17 protein-coding genes and 3 tRNA genes are annotated in these 19,855 nt (G+C 68.9%); 12 read left to right on the top strand and 8 right to left on the bottom strand.

Features of this window, described 5'->3' with window-relative positions; all coding sequences use genetic code 11:
* Together AC6LKG_RS04075 and AC6LKG_RS04080 are read right to left on the bottom strand one after the other, a co-directional pair.
* Positions 1 to 1,302, bottom strand: a 1,302-nt coding sequence (locus AC6LKG_RS04075; protein WP_498162917.1) for a sulfatase-like hydrolase/transferase, incomplete at its 3' end; no start/stop codon positions are given.
* Positions 1,303 to 1,314: 12 nt separating this feature from the next.
* Positions 1,315 to 2,289, bottom strand: coding sequence for a Bug family tripartite tricarboxylate transporter substrate binding protein (locus AC6LKG_RS04080; protein WP_498162919.1), 975 nt, complete (start codon positions 2,287 to 2,289; stop codon positions 1,315 to 1,317).
* A gap of 200 nt (positions 2,290 to 2,489) precedes the next feature.
* On the opposite strand from AC6LKG_RS04080, the gene AC6LKG_RS04085 reads away from it, so the two are divergent.
* From AC6LKG_RS04085 to AC6LKG_RS04105, 5 genes are all read left to right on the top strand, one after another.
* On the top strand, positions 2,490 to 3,017 hold the full coding sequence (locus tag AC6LKG_RS04085; RefSeq protein ID WP_498162921.1) for a MarR family winged helix-turn-helix transcriptional regulator: 528 nt from the start codon (positions 2,490 to 2,492) through the stop codon (positions 3,015 to 3,017).
* Between the two features lie 211 nt (positions 3,018 to 3,228).
* Complete coding sequence (locus tag AC6LKG_RS04090; RefSeq protein ID WP_498162923.1) at positions 3,229 to 4,257, top strand: 2-keto-3-deoxygluconate permease; 1,029 nt, start codon at positions 3,229 to 3,231, stop codon at positions 4,255 to 4,257.
* A complete protein-coding gene (dtnK, locus tag AC6LKG_RS04095; protein WP_498162925.1) occupies positions 4,254 to 5,474 on the top strand; it encodes a D-threonate kinase in 1,221 nt (406 codons plus the stop codon). Before AC6LKG_RS04090 ends, dtnK begins: the two co-directional genes overlap by 4 nt.
* Positions 5,471 to 6,523, top strand: coding sequence for a 4-hydroxythreonine-4-phosphate dehydrogenase PdxA (pdxA, locus tag AC6LKG_RS04100; protein WP_498162926.1), 1,053 nt, complete (start codon positions 5,471 to 5,473; stop codon positions 6,521 to 6,523). Before dtnK ends, pdxA begins: the two co-directional genes overlap by 4 nt.
* A gap of 4 nt (positions 6,524 to 6,527) precedes the next feature.
* Positions 6,528 to 7,424 (top strand): GntR family transcriptional regulator, encoded by an 897-nt coding sequence (locus AC6LKG_RS04105; protein ID WP_498162928.1) that lies wholly within the window; start codon positions 6,528 to 6,530, stop codon positions 7,422 to 7,424.
* 81 nt (positions 7,425 to 7,505) lie between these two features.
* Here the strand turns inward: AC6LKG_RS04105 and AC6LKG_RS04110 are convergent, their stop codons facing one another.
* Positions 7,506 to 8,270, bottom strand: coding sequence for an IclR family transcriptional regulator (locus AC6LKG_RS04110; protein ID WP_498162929.1), 765 nt, complete (start codon positions 8,268 to 8,270; stop codon positions 7,506 to 7,508).
* 71 nt (positions 8,271 to 8,341) lie between these two features.
* Entirely contained in the window at positions 8,342 to 8,968 is a 627-nt protein-coding gene (locus tag AC6LKG_RS04115) for a cysteine dioxygenase family protein (protein WP_498162930.1), read from the bottom strand.
* Between the two features lie 219 nt (positions 8,969 to 9,187).
* On the opposite strand from AC6LKG_RS04115, the gene AC6LKG_RS04120 reads away from it, so the two are divergent.
* The 3 genes from AC6LKG_RS04120 to AC6LKG_RS04130 all read left to right on the top strand — a co-directional run bounded on the left by AC6LKG_RS04120 (position 9,188) and on the right by AC6LKG_RS04130 (position 11,111).
* On the top strand, positions 9,188 to 9,967 hold the full coding sequence (locus AC6LKG_RS04120) for an SIR2 family NAD-dependent protein deacylase (RefSeq protein ID WP_498162931.1): 780 nt from the start codon (positions 9,188 to 9,190) through the stop codon (positions 9,965 to 9,967).
* 203 nt (positions 9,968 to 10,170) lie between these two features.
* Positions 10,171 to 10,773 carry a helix-turn-helix domain-containing protein gene (locus AC6LKG_RS04125; RefSeq protein WP_498162932.1) on the top strand — a complete coding sequence of 201 codons (603 nt, stop codon included), beginning with the start codon at positions 10,171 to 10,173 and terminating at the stop codon, positions 10,771 to 10,773.
* Positions 10,774 to 10,862: 89 nt separating this feature from the next.
* The gene (locus AC6LKG_RS04130; RefSeq protein WP_498162934.1) at positions 10,863 to 11,111 is read left to right on the top strand and encodes a hypothetical protein; all 249 of its coding nucleotides are present in this window, start codon (positions 10,863 to 10,865) and stop codon (positions 11,109 to 11,111) included.
* Positions 11,112 to 11,117: 6 nt separating this feature from the next.
* On the opposite strand, the gene AC6LKG_RS04135 is transcribed toward AC6LKG_RS04130, so the two are convergent.
* Positions 11,118 to 12,026, bottom strand: a complete 909-nt coding sequence (locus AC6LKG_RS04135) for a LysR family transcriptional regulator (RefSeq protein ID WP_498162935.1) — start codon at positions 12,024 to 12,026, stop codon at positions 11,118 to 11,120.
* A 128-nt stretch (positions 12,027 to 12,154) separates the two neighbouring features.
* Between AC6LKG_RS04135 and AC6LKG_RS04140 the strand changes: the two genes are divergently transcribed.
* Positions 12,155 to 12,751 carry a short chain dehydrogenase gene (locus AC6LKG_RS04140; RefSeq protein ID WP_498162937.1) on the top strand — a complete coding sequence of 199 codons (597 nt, stop codon included), beginning with the start codon at positions 12,155 to 12,157 and terminating at the stop codon, positions 12,749 to 12,751.
* A 148-nt stretch (positions 12,752 to 12,899) separates the two neighbouring features.
* Here AC6LKG_RS04140 and AC6LKG_RS04145 read toward each other — a convergent pair.
* Positions 12,900 to 12,976: transfer RNA gene (locus tag AC6LKG_RS04145), tRNA-Arg, on the bottom strand.
* A gap of 254 nt (positions 12,977 to 13,230) precedes the next feature.
* Between AC6LKG_RS04145 and AC6LKG_RS04150 the strand changes: the two genes are divergently transcribed.
* Positions 13,231 to 13,473 (top strand): DUF3079 domain-containing protein, encoded by a 243-nt coding sequence (locus AC6LKG_RS04150; RefSeq protein WP_498162939.1) that lies wholly within the window; start codon positions 13,231 to 13,233, stop codon positions 13,471 to 13,473.
* A 214-nt stretch (positions 13,474 to 13,687) separates the two neighbouring features.
* On the opposite strand, the gene AC6LKG_RS04155 is transcribed toward AC6LKG_RS04150, so the two are convergent.
* Positions 13,688 to 13,764: transfer RNA gene (locus AC6LKG_RS04155), tRNA-Arg, on the bottom strand.
* A gap of 158 nt (positions 13,765 to 13,922) precedes the next feature.
* Positions 13,923 to 13,999: transfer RNA gene (locus AC6LKG_RS04160), tRNA-Arg, on the bottom strand.
* A 293-nt stretch (positions 14,000 to 14,292) separates the two neighbouring features.
* Here AC6LKG_RS04160 and acpA point away from each other — a divergent pair.
* Together acpA and AC6LKG_RS04170 are read left to right on the top strand one after the other, a co-directional pair.
* Positions 14,293 to 16,029 (top strand): acid phosphatase, encoded by a 1,737-nt coding sequence (gene acpA, locus AC6LKG_RS04165; RefSeq protein ID WP_498162940.1) that lies wholly within the window; start codon positions 14,293 to 14,295, stop codon positions 16,027 to 16,029.
* 321 nt (positions 16,030 to 16,350) lie between these two features.
* Positions 16,351 to 19,698 (top strand): autotransporter outer membrane beta-barrel domain-containing protein, encoded by a 3,348-nt coding sequence (locus AC6LKG_RS04170; RefSeq protein WP_498162941.1) that lies wholly within the window; start codon positions 16,351 to 16,353, stop codon positions 19,696 to 19,698.
* Positions 19,699 to 19,855 lie beyond the last annotated feature (157 nt).

Consider the following 19,855-nt stretch of genomic DNA (forward strand, 5'->3'; position numbering starts at 1 on the left):
CTGCTGCGGCGTCTTGCCGCGCAGCAGGCGCGCCTGGCGGAAGCTGTAGTCCAGCTCCGAGAAAACGCAATCGCGCCAAGGCTCGTCGGCGCCACGGCCATGCAGCACGGTTTGCAGTTCGCGCCCCTCCAGCCGGTGCCACGGCCTTGGCGCATCCAGTGCGCGCAGCACTGTCGGCACCAGGTCCACGCTTTCGACCATGTCCGCCAACGCCTGGCCGCGCGTTGCGTCGGCCGCGGCCGACGGGTCCATGACGATGAATGGCACCCGCTGCACGGTGTCGTAGAACAGTTCCTTCTCGCCCAGCCAGTGGTCGCCCAGGAAATCGCCATGGTCGGCGGTGAACACGATCAACGTGTTGCGCATCAGGCCGGCGCCTTCCATGTAGTCGAACAGCCGGCCAAGGTGGTCGTCGAGCTGGTGGATCAGGCCCTGGTAGGCGGGGCGCACCACGCGTACGCATTCATCGGTGGAGAAGCTGACGCTTTCCTCGTGCTGGCGGTAGGCAGCCACCACCGGATGCGCGCCGGCCAGTTCCTCGCGGTTGCGGCGCGCCGGCAGGCACTGATCGGCCGTATAGCGCTGGTGGTAGGGCGCGGGCGCCATGTAGGGCCAGTGCGGCTTGACGTAGCTCAGGTGCAGCACCCAGGGCTGGCCGCCGCGCTGCCGCATGAAACGCAGCGCCTGGTCGGTCATGTAGGCGGTCTCGGAGTGCGGCTCGGCCACGCGCGACGGCAAGTGCGCGTTGCGCATGTTCCAGCCGCTGACCACCTGCCCGTGCGCGTCGACACCGGCAATGACGTAGTCGGTCCAGGGGTCGGCGCTGTCGTAGCCGTGGCTGCGCAGGAAGGCCGGGTAGCCGCTTTCCGCGCCGGGTTCATGGTGGCCGTCATAGCGGTCGACTTCGATGAAGCCGCCGCGCGACAGCAGCGCGCCCAGCTCGGAGCCGCCGTCGATAGACAGGCGCTCCATGCCGGCGCGGTCGGGAATGACGTGAGTCTTGCCCGCCAGCGCCAGGTCGCGCCCCTGCCCGGCCAGGTATTCGCCCAGCGTGACCTCGTTGACCGACAGCGGTACCCGGTTCCAGGTGGCGCCGTGGCGCGAGGGATAGCGGCCGGTGTAGTAGCTCATGCGCGAGGGACCGCACACGCCGGAATTGACGAAGGCCCGCTCGAAGCGCGCGCCGCGCGCGGCCAGCGCGTCCAGGCTCGGCGTTCGCAAATAGGGATGGCCATAGCAGCCCAGGTGATCCGCCCGCAACTGGTCGGCCATGATGAACAACACATTCTGCACCGCGCTCATCGTTGCCCGCTCCTATTGGGTCGCCGTGAAACCGGAAGCGCGCACCGCCGGCTCCCACTGATTGCGATAGGCATCCAGTTCGCGCGCGGTGGCGGCGCCATCGGCCGACACCGGCTCCAGGTACGACGCGCGCACAGCCCGCTGCATGGCGGGGTCGCGCATCACCGCGGCGATATCCGTGGCCAGCCGTTCGATCTTGGCCGGGGCCATCGACGCCGGCGCGAAGAATGCATTCCAGCCGTCGGCCGCCAGATCGATGCCGGCCTCACGGAAGGTGGGCACCTCGGGCAACTGCGGATCGCGCGCCTCGCCCGAGGTCGCCAGGATGCGTATTTTGCCGCCCAGGTGCTGCGGCAGCAGCGTGTCCAGCGTGTCCACGGCCTGCGGCAGGATGCCCCCGATCAGTTCGGAGATCAGCGGCGCGGAACCGCGATACCCCACCACCTCGGGCTTCTGTTCGATGGCGCGGCCCAGCATCAGGGCGAAGAAATGCGGCAGGCTGCCGGTGGCCGGCACGCCCACCGTGAAATCGCGCGGATGCTCGCGCAGCCAGCGACGCAGCGCCGCGATGTCATGGATCGGCGAACTGGCCGACACGGCCAGCGCGAACTTGTAGCGGCTGACCAGCGAGACCGGCTTGAAATCCTTGCGGGCGTCATAGCCCGGTTCGGCATATACCAGCGGCGCCACCACCATCACGGCGGGATTGGCCAGCATCAGCACATTCTGGCGTTCGGCGAGGACATGCAAGCCCTGCGCCGCGATGCGGCCGCCGGCGCCGGTCTTGTTCTCGACCACGACCGTCACGCCCAGGCGGTCCTTGAGGCGGTCGGCGACCAGCCGCGCGATGCGGTCGGAGCTGCCGCCTGGCGGATAGCCCACCACGATGGTCAAGGCGCCATCCAGCGGCGCCTGCTGGGCACAGGCCGGCGCGGCCGAAGCCGCCGCAAGCACCGCGAACGCGGCGCAGGATATCCAATTTCGCACAGTTGTCTCCCTGGTGACTGCGGCCCGCTGTCGGTTATGTTTCTGCATGTCGGGCCATGGCCGGATCGGCGCAACGACTGTAGCGCCGCGGAGATTGCTTGATCTAATCCAGTACTTGCCATAACGATAGGTCCCTGCCAATACTCGCCATAACGATATGCGCCGCGCGACGTCCGCGGCGCCGCAGGCAGGAGACGACAATGCCCCCGCAAGACCCCGCAGAACATGAACATCCGCTGGCCGGGATGCTGATGTACCAGCTTTACCAGGCCTGGGCCCAGTCCAACCCCGTCTTCGTGCGGCTGTGCGAGGGCCGGTTCGGCATCACGCGGCGCGAATGGCGCCTGCTGGCGTGCGCGGTCGAGGGCGGCATCATGACCTCGGCCGAACTGGCGAGCGCCGCCCGGCTCGATCTGGCGCGCACCTCGCGCACGCTGGGGGCGCTGTGTGAAAAGGGCTGGCTGCAACGCCTGCCCGACCCGTCCGACCGCCGCGTGGTGCGGGTCCAGGCCACGGCCGAAGGCCTGGACCGCTATCACGCCCTGCTGCCCGAGGTCATGCGCCTGAACGACCTGCTGGTGCAGGACCTGGACGCGGCCGAGGTCGCCTTGCTGCGCGACCTGCTGGGCCGCATCGGCGAGCGCGGGCGGCGCATGGCGCGGGACAACATCGTGGCGGAAAAGGCCAGCCGCCGCGAAGGCGGAACCCGGCGCGCGCATTACGGATGAGCGGGCGGCGGGCCGGGCTCCCTGATGGGCTGCGCGGGCCACGCAGTGGGGCACTTGCGGTATGGCTGTGGCGGCGTCGCGCCGCCGCCACAGCGCGCCATCCTGTACGTACATGCTGTACGTACAGGTGTACACTGGCGGCTTTCAACCCCCCGACAGACGCACGCATGAACGTCTGCGCCGCGAGAAAATCCCCCTGGAGACTCCGATTGTGACGACCGAAACCACCCGCTCGCCCTTCTTTGGCACGATGCAGAAAATCCCCGGCGGCCTGATGCTGGTACCGCTGATCCTGGGTTCGCTGCTCGGCACCTTCGCGCCCGACGCGCTGGCCATCGGCGGCTTCACCACCGCCCTGTTCAAGAACAGCGCCCTGCCGCTGATCGCGCTGCTGATCTTCGCCACCGGCACCCACGTCAACGCCCGCACTGGCGGCCCGATCCTGGCCACCGCCGGCACCATCCTGCTGATGAAGACCCTGGTGCCCGCCACCCTCATCATCATCCTGGGCAGCTACGTCGGCCTGGACGGCGTGCTGGGCGTGTCGATCCTGGCCCTGCTGGCCGCCTTCGACAACAGCAACGGCGGCCTGTGGCTGGCCTACACCGGCCAGTACGGCGATGCCCGCGACCGCGGCGCCTACGTTGCCAGCGCCGTCAACGACGGCCCATTCTTCAGCCTGCTGTTCCTGGGCGCCTCGGGCCTGGCCGACATCCCCATGATCGCCCTGGTCGCCGCCCTGGTGCCGTTCCTGCTGGGCGTGGTGGTCGGCAACCTCGATCCCAAGTGGCGCGACGTGCTCAAGCCCGTGCCCAACATCGTGATCCCGTTCTTCGCCTTCGCGCTGGGCACCGGCATCAACCTGGGCGCCGTGGTCAATGGCGGCATCAGCGGCCTGATCCTGGGCCTGATCATCAGCCCCATCACCGGCGGCCTGGTCTACCTGGGCTATCGCCTGATCCTGCGCCGTGGCGGCAAGAGCGGCCTGGGTTTCGCGGCCGGCACCACCGCCGGCAACGCCATCGCCACGCCGGCCGTGGTGGCGGCCGCCGACCCCAACTTTCAGCAATACGTCTCGACCGCCACCGCGCAGGTCGCCGCGTGTGTGCTGATCAGCTCGATCCTGGCACCGCTGCTGGCCTCGTTCTTCCTCAAGCGCGCCGGTGAACTCAAGTCCGAGGACGCCGCCGACGCCGGCCCGGGCGGCAACTACCGCGAGGCGCGCGGGGAGGCCCTTTGAATCCCGCCATCGCCATCGTCGCCGATGACCTGACCGGTTCCGGCGACACCGCCGTGCAATTCGTGCGGGCCGGCTGGACCACCCGCCTGTCGATCGACGGCGCGCACGAGGCGCTGGCCGCCCCCGCCGCCGACGATGTCGACGTGCTGGCGGTCACCACCCACAGCCGCGCCCTGCCGGCCCCGGAAGCCGGCGCAGTGATCCGGCGCAACGTCGAACGGCTGCGCGCCGCCGGCGTCTCGCGCCTGTACAAGAAAGTGGACTCGACGCTGCGCGGCGCCTTCAAGGCCGAGATCGACGCGGCGCGCGAGGCCTGGGGCGCGGACACCATCGCAGTGGTCTGCCCCGCCTTCCCCGCCACCGGCCGCACGGTGGAAGACGGCGTGCTCATGGTGAACGGCCAGCCGGTCACGGACACCTCGGCCGCCACCGACCCGGTCACACCCGTCACCGAAAGCCATATCCCGACCCTGCTGGGCTGTGCACACGTCGCGGCCGTTCCGGGCGAAGCCCCCGAATCGCTGGCCGCGCGCATCGCCGGGGCCGGCGCCACCGTGGTGGTCGATGCGCGCGACGAGCCCGACCTGGAACGGCTGGCGCGCGCCATCGGCCTGCTGGGCCAACGCGCCCTGCCGGTGGGCGCGGGCGGCCTGGCGGTGCCGCTGGCCCGCGTCTGGGCCGGTGCCGACCAGACCGCGCCGGTCGTGGTGGTGGTCACCTCGCAACACAGCGCCGCGCGCGCCCAGGCCGCCGCGCTGCAAGCCGACGGCGCCCGCACCTGGGCGCCCGGCCTGGCCGACCTGGCCGACGATGCGGCCTGGCAGGCCTGGAGCGCGCCGCTGCTGCAAGCCCATGCGCAAGACGGCGCGCGGCAGGCCGGCACCTTGTTGTTACTGGCGCCCGAGGGCCAGCGCGACGGCCTCGATTCCGACGCCGTCGCGCGGCGCCTGGGCGCGCTCGCGGCGCAGGCCATCGGCGCCTCGCGCGCCGCCGGCGTGGTCGCCACCGGGGGCGACGGCGCGCGCCAGGTGCTGCTGGCGCTGGGCGCCAGCGGCATCGCCCTGGTGGATGAAGTGATGGGCGGCGTGCCCCTGGGCACGCTGACCGGAGGCACGGCCGACGGCCTGCCCGTGGTGACCAAGGCCGGCGGCTTTGGCACCGAAGACGTACTGGTTCGCGCCGTGCGCGCGATCCGCGACAGGAGATTCAAGCGATGACACAAACCCCTGCCCCCAAGCTGCCACTGTTGGCCGTGACCCTGGGCGACGTGGCCGGCATCGGGCCGGAGATCACGGCCAAGATGCTGATGGGCCATGACGAACTGCGCCAGAAGGCGCGCCTGGTCGTGATCGGCGACGTCGACGTCATGGTCAACGCGGTGCGCGGCCTGGGCGGCGACCCCGCCATCGTGCGCCGCGTCGAGCGCCCCGCCGACGCCACCAACACGCCCGGCACCATCGAAGTGCTGCAGGCCGGCCCGTCGCTGGGCCACGTCAAGCTGGGCGAGATCAGCGCCGACGCCGGCGACGGCTCGGTGCGCTTTGTCACCACCGCCTGCGCCCTGGCGCGCGCCGGCGAAGTCGATGGCATCGTCACCGCCCCGCTGAACAAGGCCGCGATGCACGCCGCCGGCCACAAGTGGCCCGGCCACACCGAGCTGCTGGCGCACGAGTTCGGCGTCAAGACCTTCTCGCTGGTGCTGTCGGCCGGCGACCTCTACATCTTCCACGCCACCACCCATGTGTCGCTGCGCCAGGCCATCGAAGACCTGACCCCGGCGCGCATGCGCGCGGTGCTGCGCCTGGCCGGCTCGTTCGCCAAGGCCCTGGGCCGCGGCGACCGTCCGGTGGCGGTGTCGGGCCTGAACCCGCACGCCGGCGAAAACGGCATCTTCGGCACCGAAGACGCCGACATCCTGGCGCCCGCCGTGGCCGAGGCCAACGCCGCCGGCATCCTGGCGGCCGGCCCGATCCCCGCCGACGCGCTGTTCCCCCAGGCGGTGCGCGGCAAGTGGCAGTTCGTGATCGCCTGTTACCACGACCAGGGCCACGCCCCCTTCAAGGCCGTCTATGGCGACGACGGCGTTAACATCACCGTCGGCCTGCCGGTGGTGCGCGTGTCGGTCGATCACGGCACCGCGTTCGACATCGCGGGCCAGGGCATCGCCCGCGAAGACAGTCTGATCCTGGCCGCCGAGCGCGCCGCGCATCTGGCCCCCGGCTGGACGCATGTATGGGAAACTGCGCGGGCTCAAACAGGAGGTTGATTGCATGGCGCCCGCCAACGCTGAAGATTTGCCCGCGCTGGACCGTTCCGGCGACGTCCCGCTGCATGCCCAGGTGGCGGCGCTGCTGCGCGGCTACATCCGCAGCCGCAAGCTCGGCGCCGGCGCCCTGCTGCCCAGCGAGGCGGCCTTGTGCGAACACTTCGGCGTGGCCCGCAGCGTGGTGCGGCAGGCGCTGTCGGCACTGGCCGCCGAAAGCCTGATCCAGCGCGAGGCCGGACGCCCGGCGGTGGTGGCCGCGCCACGCGAACACCGGCGCCTGGTGCAGCGCTCCACCGGCCTGTACGAACAGTTCGCGCAATCGGGCGTGACCCTCAAGACGCGCGTGCTGGACCTGGCGCCGGCCGAGCCGCCGAAGGCGGTGGCCGAATTCTTCGGCAGCAGCGACCTGCTGCTGCTGGAACGGCTGCGCCACGTCGCCGACGCGCCGCTGGCCTACGTCCGCACCTGGCTGCCGGCCGCGGCCGTGCCCGGACTGCGCGCCGACGAACTCACCAACGCCTCGCTGCACGGCGTGCTGACGCGGCGATTCGGCCTGCATCCCGGCGCCGGCCGCAACCAGATCCGGGCCGTGGCGGCCGATGCCGCCCTGGCCGGCCTGCTGCAGGTCGCGGCAGGCACTCCCCTGCTGATGCTCGAAGGACAGGGCATGGACCAGCACGGCCAGCCCCTGGAATGGTTCAGCACCTGGCATCGCGCAGAGCAACTGGTGTTCGATGTCGACGTCAGCGTGGGCCACGAAAACGTGCAGCCCCGCCTGCGCGATGCGCCCGCCAGCGGCGCTCCCGCCGCGGCCAGCGCCGACGACCCGCTGGCGCGGGCCCAGGCGCTGGTGGCCGAGCTGTCCGCCGAACTGGCGCGGCTGCGCGCCGGCGGCCGCTAGGACCTGGCCACATCAAACGGCGCCTCGCACAGGCGCTGCCCGGGCCGCCCGCCTACGGACCCGCGCGAGTCGCCACGGCGTTCATTCACCCAGGAAGCCGCGCCGGTACCCCAGGCCGCGCGAAATCGCCTGGGCGCAGGCGGCCACGTCCGGCGCCAACTGCTTCATGCGCGCCGCGCTCAAGCGGTCCAGCGGCCCCGAGATGCCGACCGCCGCAACCGGCTGGTCCAGGCTGTTGAACAGCGTTACCGCCAGCCCGCCCACCCCTTCGCGCCATTCGCCGCGATTGATCGCGTAGCCCGCGCGCACCACCTTGCGCAACTCTTCCTTGAGCAACGGCATCGACACCAACGTTGCCGCCGTGTGCCGCTCCAGCTTGTCGGCGTAGCGCTCGATGTAGCCCTCGGCCTGGTATGCCAGCAGCGCCTTGCCAGTGGCCACCGTATAGGCCGGGGCGCGCCCGCCCACCATGGAATAGGCGCGGATCGGCTGCGGGCTGTCGATCTTGTCGACGTACACCACGTCGAAACCGTCCAGCACCGACAGATGCACGGTTTCGCCGGTCTGGTCGGCCAGCGCGCGCATGAAGGGCGCGGCCAGCTTGCGCAGGTCCAACTGACCCAGTTGGCGCGCCGCCAGCTCGAACAGCCGCACCGCGCCGCGGTAGCCGCCGCCATCTTCGTCGCGCACGACGTAGCCGGCGTGGATCAGGGTTTGCAGCGTGCGGTGCGTATTGCTGCGTGTCAGCCCGACGCGCGCGGCCAGCGCATCGATGGTGCGCGGCGGGTTGTCGACGTCGGTGACCGCCTCCAGCACCATCAGCCCCTTGAGCAATGTTTTGTCCATTTCCTGGTTTCCCAATATTTAGGACGCGAACATAGCACGACGCGCGCGCCGCGAACAGGCCCGCGGGCGCCTCACGCGGCCTGGGCCGGCAGGGCCGCGCGCACCGCCGCCGAACGGTCCCAAAGATTGGGCACGGCCGCGCCCGAATACCCCGACACGAACGGCTTGGCCAGTCCCGTCGCCGGATCGTAGACGTGACGCGAGACCGCGCCGATATTGCCGCCATACATGTGCACGCTGATCGAGACCTGATCGTCGAAGGCATTGGAGACGCGATGGATGTCGCCCTCTTGCGGCGACAGCCGCTCGACGTCGCCAGGCCGCAGCGTCTCGGGCCCGCCGCGCGGCGCCAGCCTGCCGGCGGCATCGCGCGCATAGCGCTGGTTCACCTCCGCGCCGCGCAGCATGCCGACATAGCCCCACACCTCGTGGTCATGCACCGGCGTCTGCTGCCCCGGGCCCCACACAAAGCTGACGATCGAGAACCGCTCCAGCGGATCGCAATGCAGCAGGTATTGCTGGTAGTACTGCGGATGCGGCACGGTACAGGCTTCGGGCAGCCAATCGTCGTGCGCGATAAGGGCCGTGAACGCCGCCTGCAGTTCGGGCGATTGCGCCAGCCCGGCGGGCGTGGCCAGGCGGGTCGCGGTCGCGATGAAATGACGCAGGCGGTCCAGGCCGGCAAGGACTTCGGGCATTGCGTGTCTCCGGAGCGGCCGTGGCCCGCCATGGGCCCGGCCATTGCATATCCCAATTTGGCGTTCCAGTATCCACGATTTGGGACGGTTGTCGCAATCACCGCCTGCCGCGGCCATGTCCGCGCCGCGCCCATTCACGCGCGCGGCGCCATGCCGCGCTTGACAGCGCGGGGCGCACGCGTGCAGCGTATCGGACTTGCTCATCATCGCCCGCCTGGCATGGACACCATTCCTGTTCCCATCCCCCCCGCGCTTGCCGACGCCTTGGCGCGGGCGCGGCGCGTGGCCGTCTTCACCGGCGCCGGCGTATCCGCCGAAAGCGGCATCGCCACGTTCCGCGATCCCCTGACCGGATTGTGGGCGCGCTTCGACGCCCGCGCGCTCGCCACCCCGCAAGCCTTTGCGGCGCAACCCGATCTGGTATGGGGCTGGTACGAATGGCGCCGCGCCCAGGTGGCGCGCGCCCAGCCAAATGCGGCCCATCGCGCCATCGCCACACTGGCACGGCGAGTGCCCGCGATGACACTGATCACGCAGAACGTCGACAACCTGCATGAACGCGCCGGCAGCCACGACGTGATCCATCTGCACGGCAGCCTGCACGCGCCGCGCTGCAGCGCCTGCGAGCGCCGCGCCACGATCGCCGCGGACTCCGCGCCGCACAGCGAACCGGCCGCGGGCCGCGCGCTCGCGCCTCCGGCGTGCAGCCATTGTGGCGCGCCAATCCGGCCCGGCGTCGTCTGGTTCGGGGAAAGCCTGCCGGCCGACGCCTGGCAAGCCGCGCTGGCGGCGGCCGGCGACTGCGATCTGTTTTTCAGCATCGGCACCTCGGCCCTGGTCCAGCCCGCCGCCGAATTGCCGCTGCGCGCCTTGCGTGCCGGCGCCACCGTGGTCCAGGTCAATCCCGCCGCCACGCCGCTGGACCCGCACGCCCATTTCAATCTGCGCGGCGCGGCCGCCGGGCTCATGCCGCGCTTGCTGGCGGCGGCCGGTTTCTGAGCATCCCGCGCGCGTGCCGGCGCAAGCAGACGCGAGCGCCGCGGCAGCGACAGCGGTAACGCGCCGGCGCGGCGCTTGCGTGAAGATTCGTGAAGATGTTCGCGGCGATCGGGACTACCATCGACAAACGTCCGCGATGCAGGGGAAACCCCACATCTCATCGCGTACGCTGCGGGATACAGTGGCACCAAACCATTGCAGGCGTGGAGATCATCATTCCGTTTTCCTGGAGACTTCCCGACGTGTTCGTGCGCTCGCCCGACGGTGTGCTGCACCGCGTGGTGCGCCACGCCACAACCACGGAAACCATCGCCAAACTCGAGAGCATTCCCAGCAATTACCACCTGGATTGCGAATGCATGCTCGATAACGGCGAGGCCCTCGCCTGGGTCGGCGAGAACCTGTACCGCCAGATCAATGACGGCACCCTCTTCACCGCCGAGCCCGGCGCCGCGCCGCCACCGGTCGACGCCGGCGGCGGCGCGCAGGCCCTCAACACCGTGCGCGACGCCTTCCGCCCCGAGACCACGCGCCAACCGCCCGCGACACCGAAAAACGTCGTACCATCAGCTGTAGCAAGTCTAAAAACCGGCAACGATTGGAGCCTGATACGCGCCTGGCGCGAGCACCTGAACATCAGCACCGCTGACATGGCTGCCCGGCTGGGAGTCGACCACTCCATCTACATCGAATTGGAAAGGCCCCGCCCGCGGCCCCGCCAGATCATCCTGGACCGCATTTCGGCAGCCCTGGGAGTCACGCCCGAACAGCTCGATGATGCATCGTTAGGAGGACACTTTCATTGACGCCGGGCCATCGCCCGACCCGATGAACATGTTCGAACAACTATGATGGCGCCGCGCAAAGAACGGCCCGCGCATGGGAGGTACCCAAAATGCTCGGAACCGCAAGACGATTGACCGATGTCCTGGCCACCGCCCCCGACGGCACGCTGTATCGTATCGAACGATTCGTGGCGGACCCCGACGCCTATTCCGCGCTGGGCACGTCCCGCTTCGATCCCAGGACGCACTGCGTCTGCCGCACCAGCTCCGGCGAGAAAGTCGCGTGGCTGGGCGGGCAGGCCTACCAGTTGCTCAAAAGCGGTCTGAACCTGACCGCGGTTGACCGACGACGCGCCTGACGCCCCTTACCGCCGCCCCGTTTTCCCCGTGAACCGCGCCACGACGAATTCCACGAACGTCGTGAGCTTGGGCAACGCCTGCCGGTCCTTCGGATACAGCAGCGTGACCGGCCGCGCGGCCGGCCAGTAAGGCCGCAGGATAGGCGTCAGCCGGCCGGCGTGCACGTCCTCGGCCAGGAGCAGCTCGGGTTGCAGCACGATGCCGAAGCCGGCCAATGCCGCCTGCCTGAGCGCCTGGCCATTGTTGGCGAGGAAACGGCTGGTCGGCGGATAGTCGGCCTGCCCGCCTTCGCCCTCGCCATCTCCCAGGCGCCAACCGGTGCGGCGGCTCCAATGGGAGAAATCCAGGCACTGGTGGCGGCCCAGATCGGCCGGCGTCGCGGGCGTGCCATGGCGCGCCAGATAGGCCGGCGATGCACAGATGATCATCTGGTAACTGCCGATGCGGCGCGCCACCAGGCCCGAATCGCGCGGCTCGCCGATGCGCACCGCCAGATCGTAGCGCGAGGCCACCAGGTCCTCCACCACGTCGCTCAACGCCAGTTCCACGCTCACGTCCGGATAGCGGTCGAGGTAGTCGGCAATCGCCGGCGCCAGCGCGAACGAACCGAACGACACCGTCGAGGTGATGCGCAGCGTGCCGCGCGGCGCGACCCGCAAGGCTTCGGCGCCCTGTTCGGCCTCGCGGATATCGGCCAGGATGGCCTTGCAGCGCGCGTAATAGGCCTGGCCCGCCTCGGTCAGGCTCTGGCGGCGCGTGGTGCGGTTCATCAGCCGCAGGCCGAGCCGCGCCTCCAGGCCCTTGATGTGCTTGGCCGCCATGGCCGCCGACATCTCGTGGCGCGCCGCCGCCGCGGTCAGGCTGCCCAGTTCGACAACCGCCACGAACACCTCCATGCTGAGTAGACGATCCATGAATTAAGTACCCTGGGTATGAAGTGTTGCAACCATTCCCGCATTTTTCCATAGGAATGGAAACCGCAGAATGGATTCATGCGCGCACAACCCGTCCGCGTCCAGCAAATACATGCCAGGAGTTTTCCATGAAGATCCTTCTCGTCGGTGCCAGCGGCACCATCGGCCGCGCCGTCGCCCGCGAATTGGGCCCGCGCCACGACCTCATCGCCGTCGGCAAGACCCGCGGCCAGTACCAGGTCGACATCACCCGCAGCGACAGCATCCACGCCCTGTTCGAACAGGTCGGCAAGGTCGATGCCATCGTCTCCACCGCTGGCGGCCTGCACTTTGGCCCGCTGGCCGAAATGAGCGCCGAGCAATTCCGCATCGGCCTGCACGACAAGCTGCTGGGCCAGGTCGACCTGGCGCTGATCGGCCAGCATTACCTCAACCAGGGCGGCTCGATCACGCTGACCAGCGGCATCGTCAGCGACGAACCGATACGCTTCGGCGCCAACGCCTCGGCCGTCAATGCCGCCATCGATGGCTTCGTGCGCGGCGCGGCCGTGGAATTGGCGGGCGCGCGCATCAATTCGGTCAGTCCAACCGTGCTGCGCGAGTCATGGAACGGCTATGGCCCGTACTTCCCCGGCTTCGAAGCCGCCCCTGCCGACCGCGTGGCGCTGGCGTACCGCCGCAGCGTCGAAGGCGCGCTGACCGGACGCACCTATCGCGTCTGGTGACGGATGGAAAAACGGCCGCGCAAACGAGAACGGCCTGGCGAATGACCGCCAGGCCGTCAGGCTATCTTGCTGAACCAGCGTCGCCGACGATGGCCCTGGGGCCAGCGCCCCTTGCTCGCGCCGACGAATCGACGCGGATCGGAATAAGTGGCGCGCCCGGCAGGATTCGAACCTACGACCCCCTGGTTCGTAGCCAGGTACTCTATCCAGCTGAGCTACGGGCGCGCTAAAGAGGCGTGTTTATAGCATGAAGCCGCGAAGGTCCGCAAATCGATGCGACTCAAGGCATGTACCCGCACTGGCCCAAGCCACACACGGCGGGACAGATGCGCAGCATGGCACGGACCCGGGTGTGCGCTGACCGGGCACGAGGCGGGCGCAGGCGTGGCTTGCGTCACATCAAGCTTCGCGCCTGCGCCATGCGCTACGCTGGAAGCGACACATCCCGCGCGAAGCTCGCGGGCCCAGGAGGCACTGCCATGGCCAAGAAGTTTCCCCTGCACCCCAAGCATCCCGAACGCATCTGTTGGGGCTGCGACCGCTACTGTCCCACCGACGAGCTGGCCTGTGGCAACGGCTCCGATCGCACCATGCATCCAGCCGAACTGCTGGGCGATGACTGGTACACCGTGGGCGATTGGGGCCTTGACGACGACGTGGAAAAAGCCTGCTCCAGCGACACCACCGGCAAGGCTGCCACATCTGCCGGCATGGCAAACTGAGGCGCGAAAAAAGACCGCGGCAACGGCGGCGCCCCACCGAAGCACGGCATCGAACCGGGCAGCGATTGAACCGCGAAGCACCGGCACCGCGAAACTCCGAACCGCGTGGCTTCGGCAAAACAAAAAGGCCTTCGATCCGGGATCAAAGGCCTTTCCATTCATTTAGCAACGCATTTACCGATCCGACCCTATCGATGATTACCATCGAGTGAGTTGGCGCGCCCGGCAGGATTCGAACCTACGACCCCCTGGTTCGTAGCCAGGTACTCTATCCAGCTGAGCTACGGGCGCTCCGGTAAAGAGGCAGAATTGTATCACACCAAACTGCCACCGCACTGCTATTTTAATGCCAACATTTCTACTGCCGCATTCTTACTGCCGACATTTTTACTGCCGACTTTTGTACAAAGGTACTTCGTACACGTACAAATGCTTTCGTACAAATTCACTGGCGCGCCCGGCAGGATTCGAACCTACGACCCCCTGGTTCGTAGCCAGGTACTCTATCCAGCTGAGCTACGGGCGCGTGAAAAAGTAAGCCTTGAATCATAGCGTTGTTTCGCAATATGTGCAAGTCAACCGCCAGCATGCCAAACATGCGCAGATAGGCGGCGGGCCCGACTTTCATGCGGATTTCACCCCGAGCACCAGTTGCGGTGAATTTTGCGCGGGCGCCGCCCGCGTACAGCTTTCTGACAGCGGATGGTCACACCGATAGCACCTTGCCTCTCTAGCCTAGCGCGTCGTGCATGCCGGCTGTCATCCGGCGACTTCACGGCGCAATGACAGGGCGCCTTCCCTCTCGCAAGGTCTACCACCATGTCTGAAAAAGAAAAAAGCGCGCTCGCGCAGGATGCCGCGGCGCCCGCGGCTAACCCCGCCCGCGATGCCCCAACCCCTGTCCGCGCCACCCGCCGCGGCTTTCTGACCGGCATTGCCGCGCTCGGCGCCAGCGCCGCCGCCATGGGCGCGCTGGCGGGCTGCTCCAGCGATGACGGCGACGATGACGCGCCACCCGCGGCCACGCCGGCGCCGGATCTCACCACGCAACTACGCCAGAACGTCAAGACAGTGGTCGTGATCTTCGCGGAGAACCGCAGCTTCAACAACCTGTTCGCCAATTTCCCCGGCGTGGAGCAGCCGCTGTCGGCGCTCACCGCCGCCGACTACACCCAGCGGGACCGCGACGGCACCACGCTGCCGGTGCTGCCGCCAGTATGGGGCGGCATGGTGCCGACCTCGCAACAGGCCAACCACATCACGTACCAGGTCGACGAAAGCGCGGCCTACATGAACAACCTGCCCAACGCGCCGTTCGACCTGCGCGGGCCGCAAGGCGAACCGCTGCCGCAGGCCGTGGTCACGCGCGACCTCTGGCACGTGTTCTACCAGAACCAGATGCAGATCAACGGCGGCAAGAACGACCGCTTCGTTGCCTGGGCCGACTCCGGCGCGCTGGTCATGGGCCGCTACAGCGATTCCGCGTACAACCTGCGCCTGTGGAAGCTGGCCGAGGAATTCGTGCTGTGCGACAACTTCTTCCAGGGGGCCTTCGGCGGCTCTTTCCTCAACCACCAATACCTGATCGCGGCCCAGCCGCCCATCTATCCAGACCTGGCCAGCGCCTCGATCAACGTGCGCGGCCAGATCGCGCAACTGCAGAGCGCCGACCCCGCCGACCCCAACCTGCAGCCCAAGCCCGCCTCGCCGGCCAGCGCTCTCACCGGCGCGCCGCAGTTCGGCGCCAGCGCGCTGACGCCCGACGGCTACGGCGTGAACACGATGGGCCCGCCGTACTGGCCCGCGTTCTCGCGCGACGCTGCCGATCCGACCCAGGCCGATCCGGCGTCGGTGTTCATGGCGCCGCAGAAGCACGACAACATCGGCGACCTGATGAGCGCCAAGGGCCTGGACTGGGCCTGGTACGCGGGCGGCTGGCAGGCGGCCATCGACTCGACAGCCAACAGCGGCTTCCCGTCCTCGCCCAACTTCCAGGCGCATCACCAGCCCTTCAACTATTTCCAGAGCACCGGCCCTGGCACCGCGGCGCGCACCGCGCATCTGCGCGATGGCGGCCTCGGCGACCTGTCCTCCACCAATAAATTCCTGGCCGATGCCGAAGCCGGCAGGCTGCCGCCGCTGACGTTCTACAAGCCGCAGGGCAACCTCAACATGCACGCCGGCTACGCCGATGTGGATTCGGGGGATCGCCATATCGCCCACATCGTCGACAGTCTGCGCAAAAGCGCGCAATGGCAGAACATGGTGGTCATCATCACCGTGGACGAAAACGGCGGCTGGTGGGATCACGTGGCGCCGCCCAAAGGCGACCGCTGGGGCCCCGGCACGCGCATCCCCACGCTGGTGGTGTCGCCCTTCGCCAGGAAAGGCCGCGTCGACCACACCATCTACGACACCGGCTCGATTCTGCGCCTGATCACCCGGGTGTTCGACCTGCCTACCCTGAACGGGCTGAAGGTCCGCGACGACGCGATGAAAGCGCGCGGCCAGCAGCCCATGGGCGACCTGACAAACGCGCTCGCATTCCCCGCTTGAGCCAGCACCCGGCCGGCGCGCGCGTGCCGGCCGGGTACGCCCGATCGACGGGCGTCGCCGCCAAGCCGCTAGCCACGCCGGCCCGGATGCACGAGACCGGGCCGGCGTTTTCAACTCCTTACGATTCCTGCAAATCAATGCAGCGCTTCTAAGAATCGTCTTATTTTTTCGAGACCGCCCGGAACCCACCATGAAAGCTACTGCCACGTCATCGCCTTTGTCCGATACGCACCAGTACGCTTCAGCGGCTCCAGCTTCCTTAGATCCGGTTCTGTTCGATGTGTATGGGTATGCCAAGGCCAGGGGCCAAGGAACCCACCCATGCACAGCCACCTCAACCCCATCATGCTCGGGTTGCTGGCGATCACCTTGCCAGCCCTCGTCTCCCCCCTCCAGGCCGCCGAACTCGGCCAGGTCATTGTCAGTGACCCGTCGGGCAACGTCGACCGCCTGCTCGACAACGGCGCCACCCTGACCTATGAGGGCAGCGGCGCCGCCCTCGACGTCTCGGTTGCGGGCAACGCCGTGCGCGGCGACGGCGTGACGATTACCGCCGGCTCGGCCACCACCGCCAGCACCATCGGCGTGCGCGCCAGTGCCGGCGGTAGCGTGACCCTGACCAGCAGCGTCATCGAGACGCTGGGCGCCGGCCAGGGCGCCCACGCGTTGTCGGCCTCCGGCGCCGGCAGCCTGATCACCATCGGCGGCAGCGACATTTTCACCCTGGGCTCGTACTCGCATGGCGCCCATGCGCAGTCCGGCGGCCGCATCGACCTCAATGGCGGCAGCATCACCACCATCAACGGCGGCAGCCGCGGCCTGAGCGCGACAGGTGCGGGCTCGACCATCGTCGCCCGCGATGTGACCATCAAGACCAATGGCTACAACGCCGCCGGCGCCGCCGCCGAAAGTGGCGCCAGCGTCACCGTGCAGGACGGCAGCATCACCACCACCGGCAATTACAGCGATGGCGTCAGCGTCCGCGGCGCAAACGCATTGGTCACTCTGTACAACACCGAAGTCAATGCCGCCAACGGCGTGGGCGCGCGCGTGGAAGGCGGCCGCTTCGAGATGGACGGCGGCAGCCTGACCGCCGGCGGCTCGGCAGTGATGCTCAGCGCCGGCAGCGGCGCGCCGTCCACCGCCACGATCCGCAACGCCGCCCTGACGGCCACCGGCGACTTCAGCTACGGGATCAACATCAACGCCAAGGACACCTCGGCCGAAATCGAGAACGTCTCGATCTCGGCGCTGGGAAACTACGGCACCGGCGTCTGGCTGCCGTCCGCCGGCACGGCGTTCTCGGCCACCGGCTTCGACATTTCCTCGGCCCATGTGGGCGTGGACAACCGCGGCGGCAAGGTCACGCTGGTCGACGGCAGTGTCAAGACCCGCGACGCCAACGCCCACGGCCTGTACCTGTCGCGCGAATACGGCAGCTCGGCCAGCATCAAGGCCACGCGGGTCGCCATCGATACCGCTGGCGACGGCGCGGTCGGCGCGCTGGCGCGCCTGGGCGGCGCGACCCTCGAACTGCAGGATGCCACCATCACCACCCGCGGCGCCAGCGCCTACGGCCTGTTCGCCAGCGGCTCCGGCGCCAGCCTGTCGGCGCGCAATACCCAGGTCGAGACCAGCGGCGCCAATGCCAGCGGCCTGGCCGTCAGCAACCGCGCGGCGGTCACGCTGGACAACACCGTTCTGGCCACGCGCGGGGCCGGCGCCAACGGCATCTGGAGCTATCTCACCGGCGCCGGCCTGAGCAATACCGTCACCCTGCGCAACGGCAGCCGTATCGAAACCCAGGACGGCGTCGGCCTGTTGGCTTCGGGTGGCGGCCATACGTTCCTGGTGTCCGATTCAACCATCATCGCGCGCGCGGGCGGCAATGCCGACAACGGCGTATTGCTGCATTCCCGCGCCGTCACCGTGACCAGCGGCGGCGTATCCACCGTAATCGAAAGCGAACAGGTCACGCTGGATGCGACCAACGCCCGACTCAGCGGCGACGTGCTGGCAGACAGCGGCACGGTCGACGTCTCGCTCAAGAACGGCTCGGAGCTGACCGGCGCCCTGGTGCAACGCGGCAATGGCCGTATCAATCGCCTGGAACTGGACAACACCAGTACCTGGAACGTGCGCGGCGACTCCAGCCTGGGCACGCTGGCCAACGCCGGCACCGTCGCCTTCGCGGCGCCGGCCGGCGCCAACGGCTTCAAGACACTGACCGTCAACAACTACATCGGCGGCGGCACGCTGGTGCTGAACACACGCCTGGGCGACGACGCCTCGCCCACCGACAGGCTGGTCATCGATGGCGGCACCACCTCCGGCAATACCGCCCTGCGCATCGTCAACGCCGGCGGCAGCGGCGGCCAGACCACCTACGGCATCCGCGTGGTCGAAACCATCAACGGCGGCACCACCACGGCCGATGCGTTCCGCCTGGACAGCGGCTCCACCGGCTACCGCGCCAGCGTCGACACTGTCTCGCTCAATGGCTACGACTACAGCCTGGTGCGCGGCGGCAACGGCGGCATCGCGCCCGATTGGTACCTGACGTCCGACTACACCCCGCCCGTCAACCCGCCCGGCCCGGTCGACCCCACCGATCCGGCCGATCCCGGCGATCCGGCGCCCCCCGTGGCCCCGCCCGACCCCGTGTTGCCCGGCGGCGGCTTCAAGAACGTATCGCCCGAAAGCGGCGCCTACGCCGGCAACCGCCTGGCCGCCACGCGCCTGTTCAGCCACGGCCTGCACGACCGCGTGCCGGCCTATGCCGACGGCGACACCGACGCGCGCCACGGCCGCGGCCTGTGGGCCCGCGTGCAGGGCCGCCACGATAGCGGCCTGCGCATGTCCGAGGGCCGCGTCGATGTCGCCACCGACAGCGCCATGCTGCAATTGGGCGGCGACCTGCTCAAGGCCCCGCTCGGCCGTGACGGCGCGCTGTATGCCGGCCTGATGGGCGGCTATGGCGACGCGCGCAGCCGTTCGGTATCGACGCTGATCCTGCCCGGCAGCGGCCTGCGTACCCATGCCCGCGCCCGCGGCAAGGTGTCGGGCTATTCCGCCGGGCTCTATGGCACCTTCTACGAGAACGACGCCACCCGCCTGGGCGCCTACGCCGACACCTGGTTGCAGTACGGCCGCTACAGCAACCAGATAAGCAGCGAACTGGGCTCGGTGCGCTACCGCTCCAACGTCTGGAGCGCCTCGCTCGAAGCCGGCTACGCCCTCAAGCCCTTCGCCGCCGGTTCGGCGCTGGCAGCGCTGGTGGTCGAACCGAACGCGCAGTGGGTCTACAGCCGCTACGACGCGCGCGATGCGACGCTGCAGGGCACGCGCATGCGCAGCGGCAACGACGGCGCCTGGCAGTCGCGCGTCGGCGTGCGCCTCTACCCGCAAGACGCGCCCACGGGCGCGGCCAAGCCCGCCGTGCGCCCGTTCCTGGAAGCCAACTGGTTGCGCGACAACGCCAGGCCGGCGGTGCGCATGGGCAGCACCACGCTGCAGGCGCAACCGGCGCGCAACGCGTTCGAATTGAAGGTGGGCGCGGAAGGCCGGGTCGGCAGGACGGCGCAAGTGTCGGGCCATGTCTTCGGCCAGACCGGCAATGGCGCCCAGCACGGCTACGGCGGCATGGTCAATGTCAGCTATCGCTGGTAACGGCCAGGAACCGCGACAGGCGGCGGCCGCCACGCACATGCCCGCGGCGCCGCGGCGCGCCTCAGATGTCGGCCAAGGTCCTGCGCAACTCGGCCTCCAGGGCCGTGAGAGCAGGGTCTTGGCCGCGTCATTCAGGCCATCGGCAACCAGCCGTTCC

The sequence above is a fragment of the Achromobacter sp. 46006 genome, from assembly GCF_059761975.1.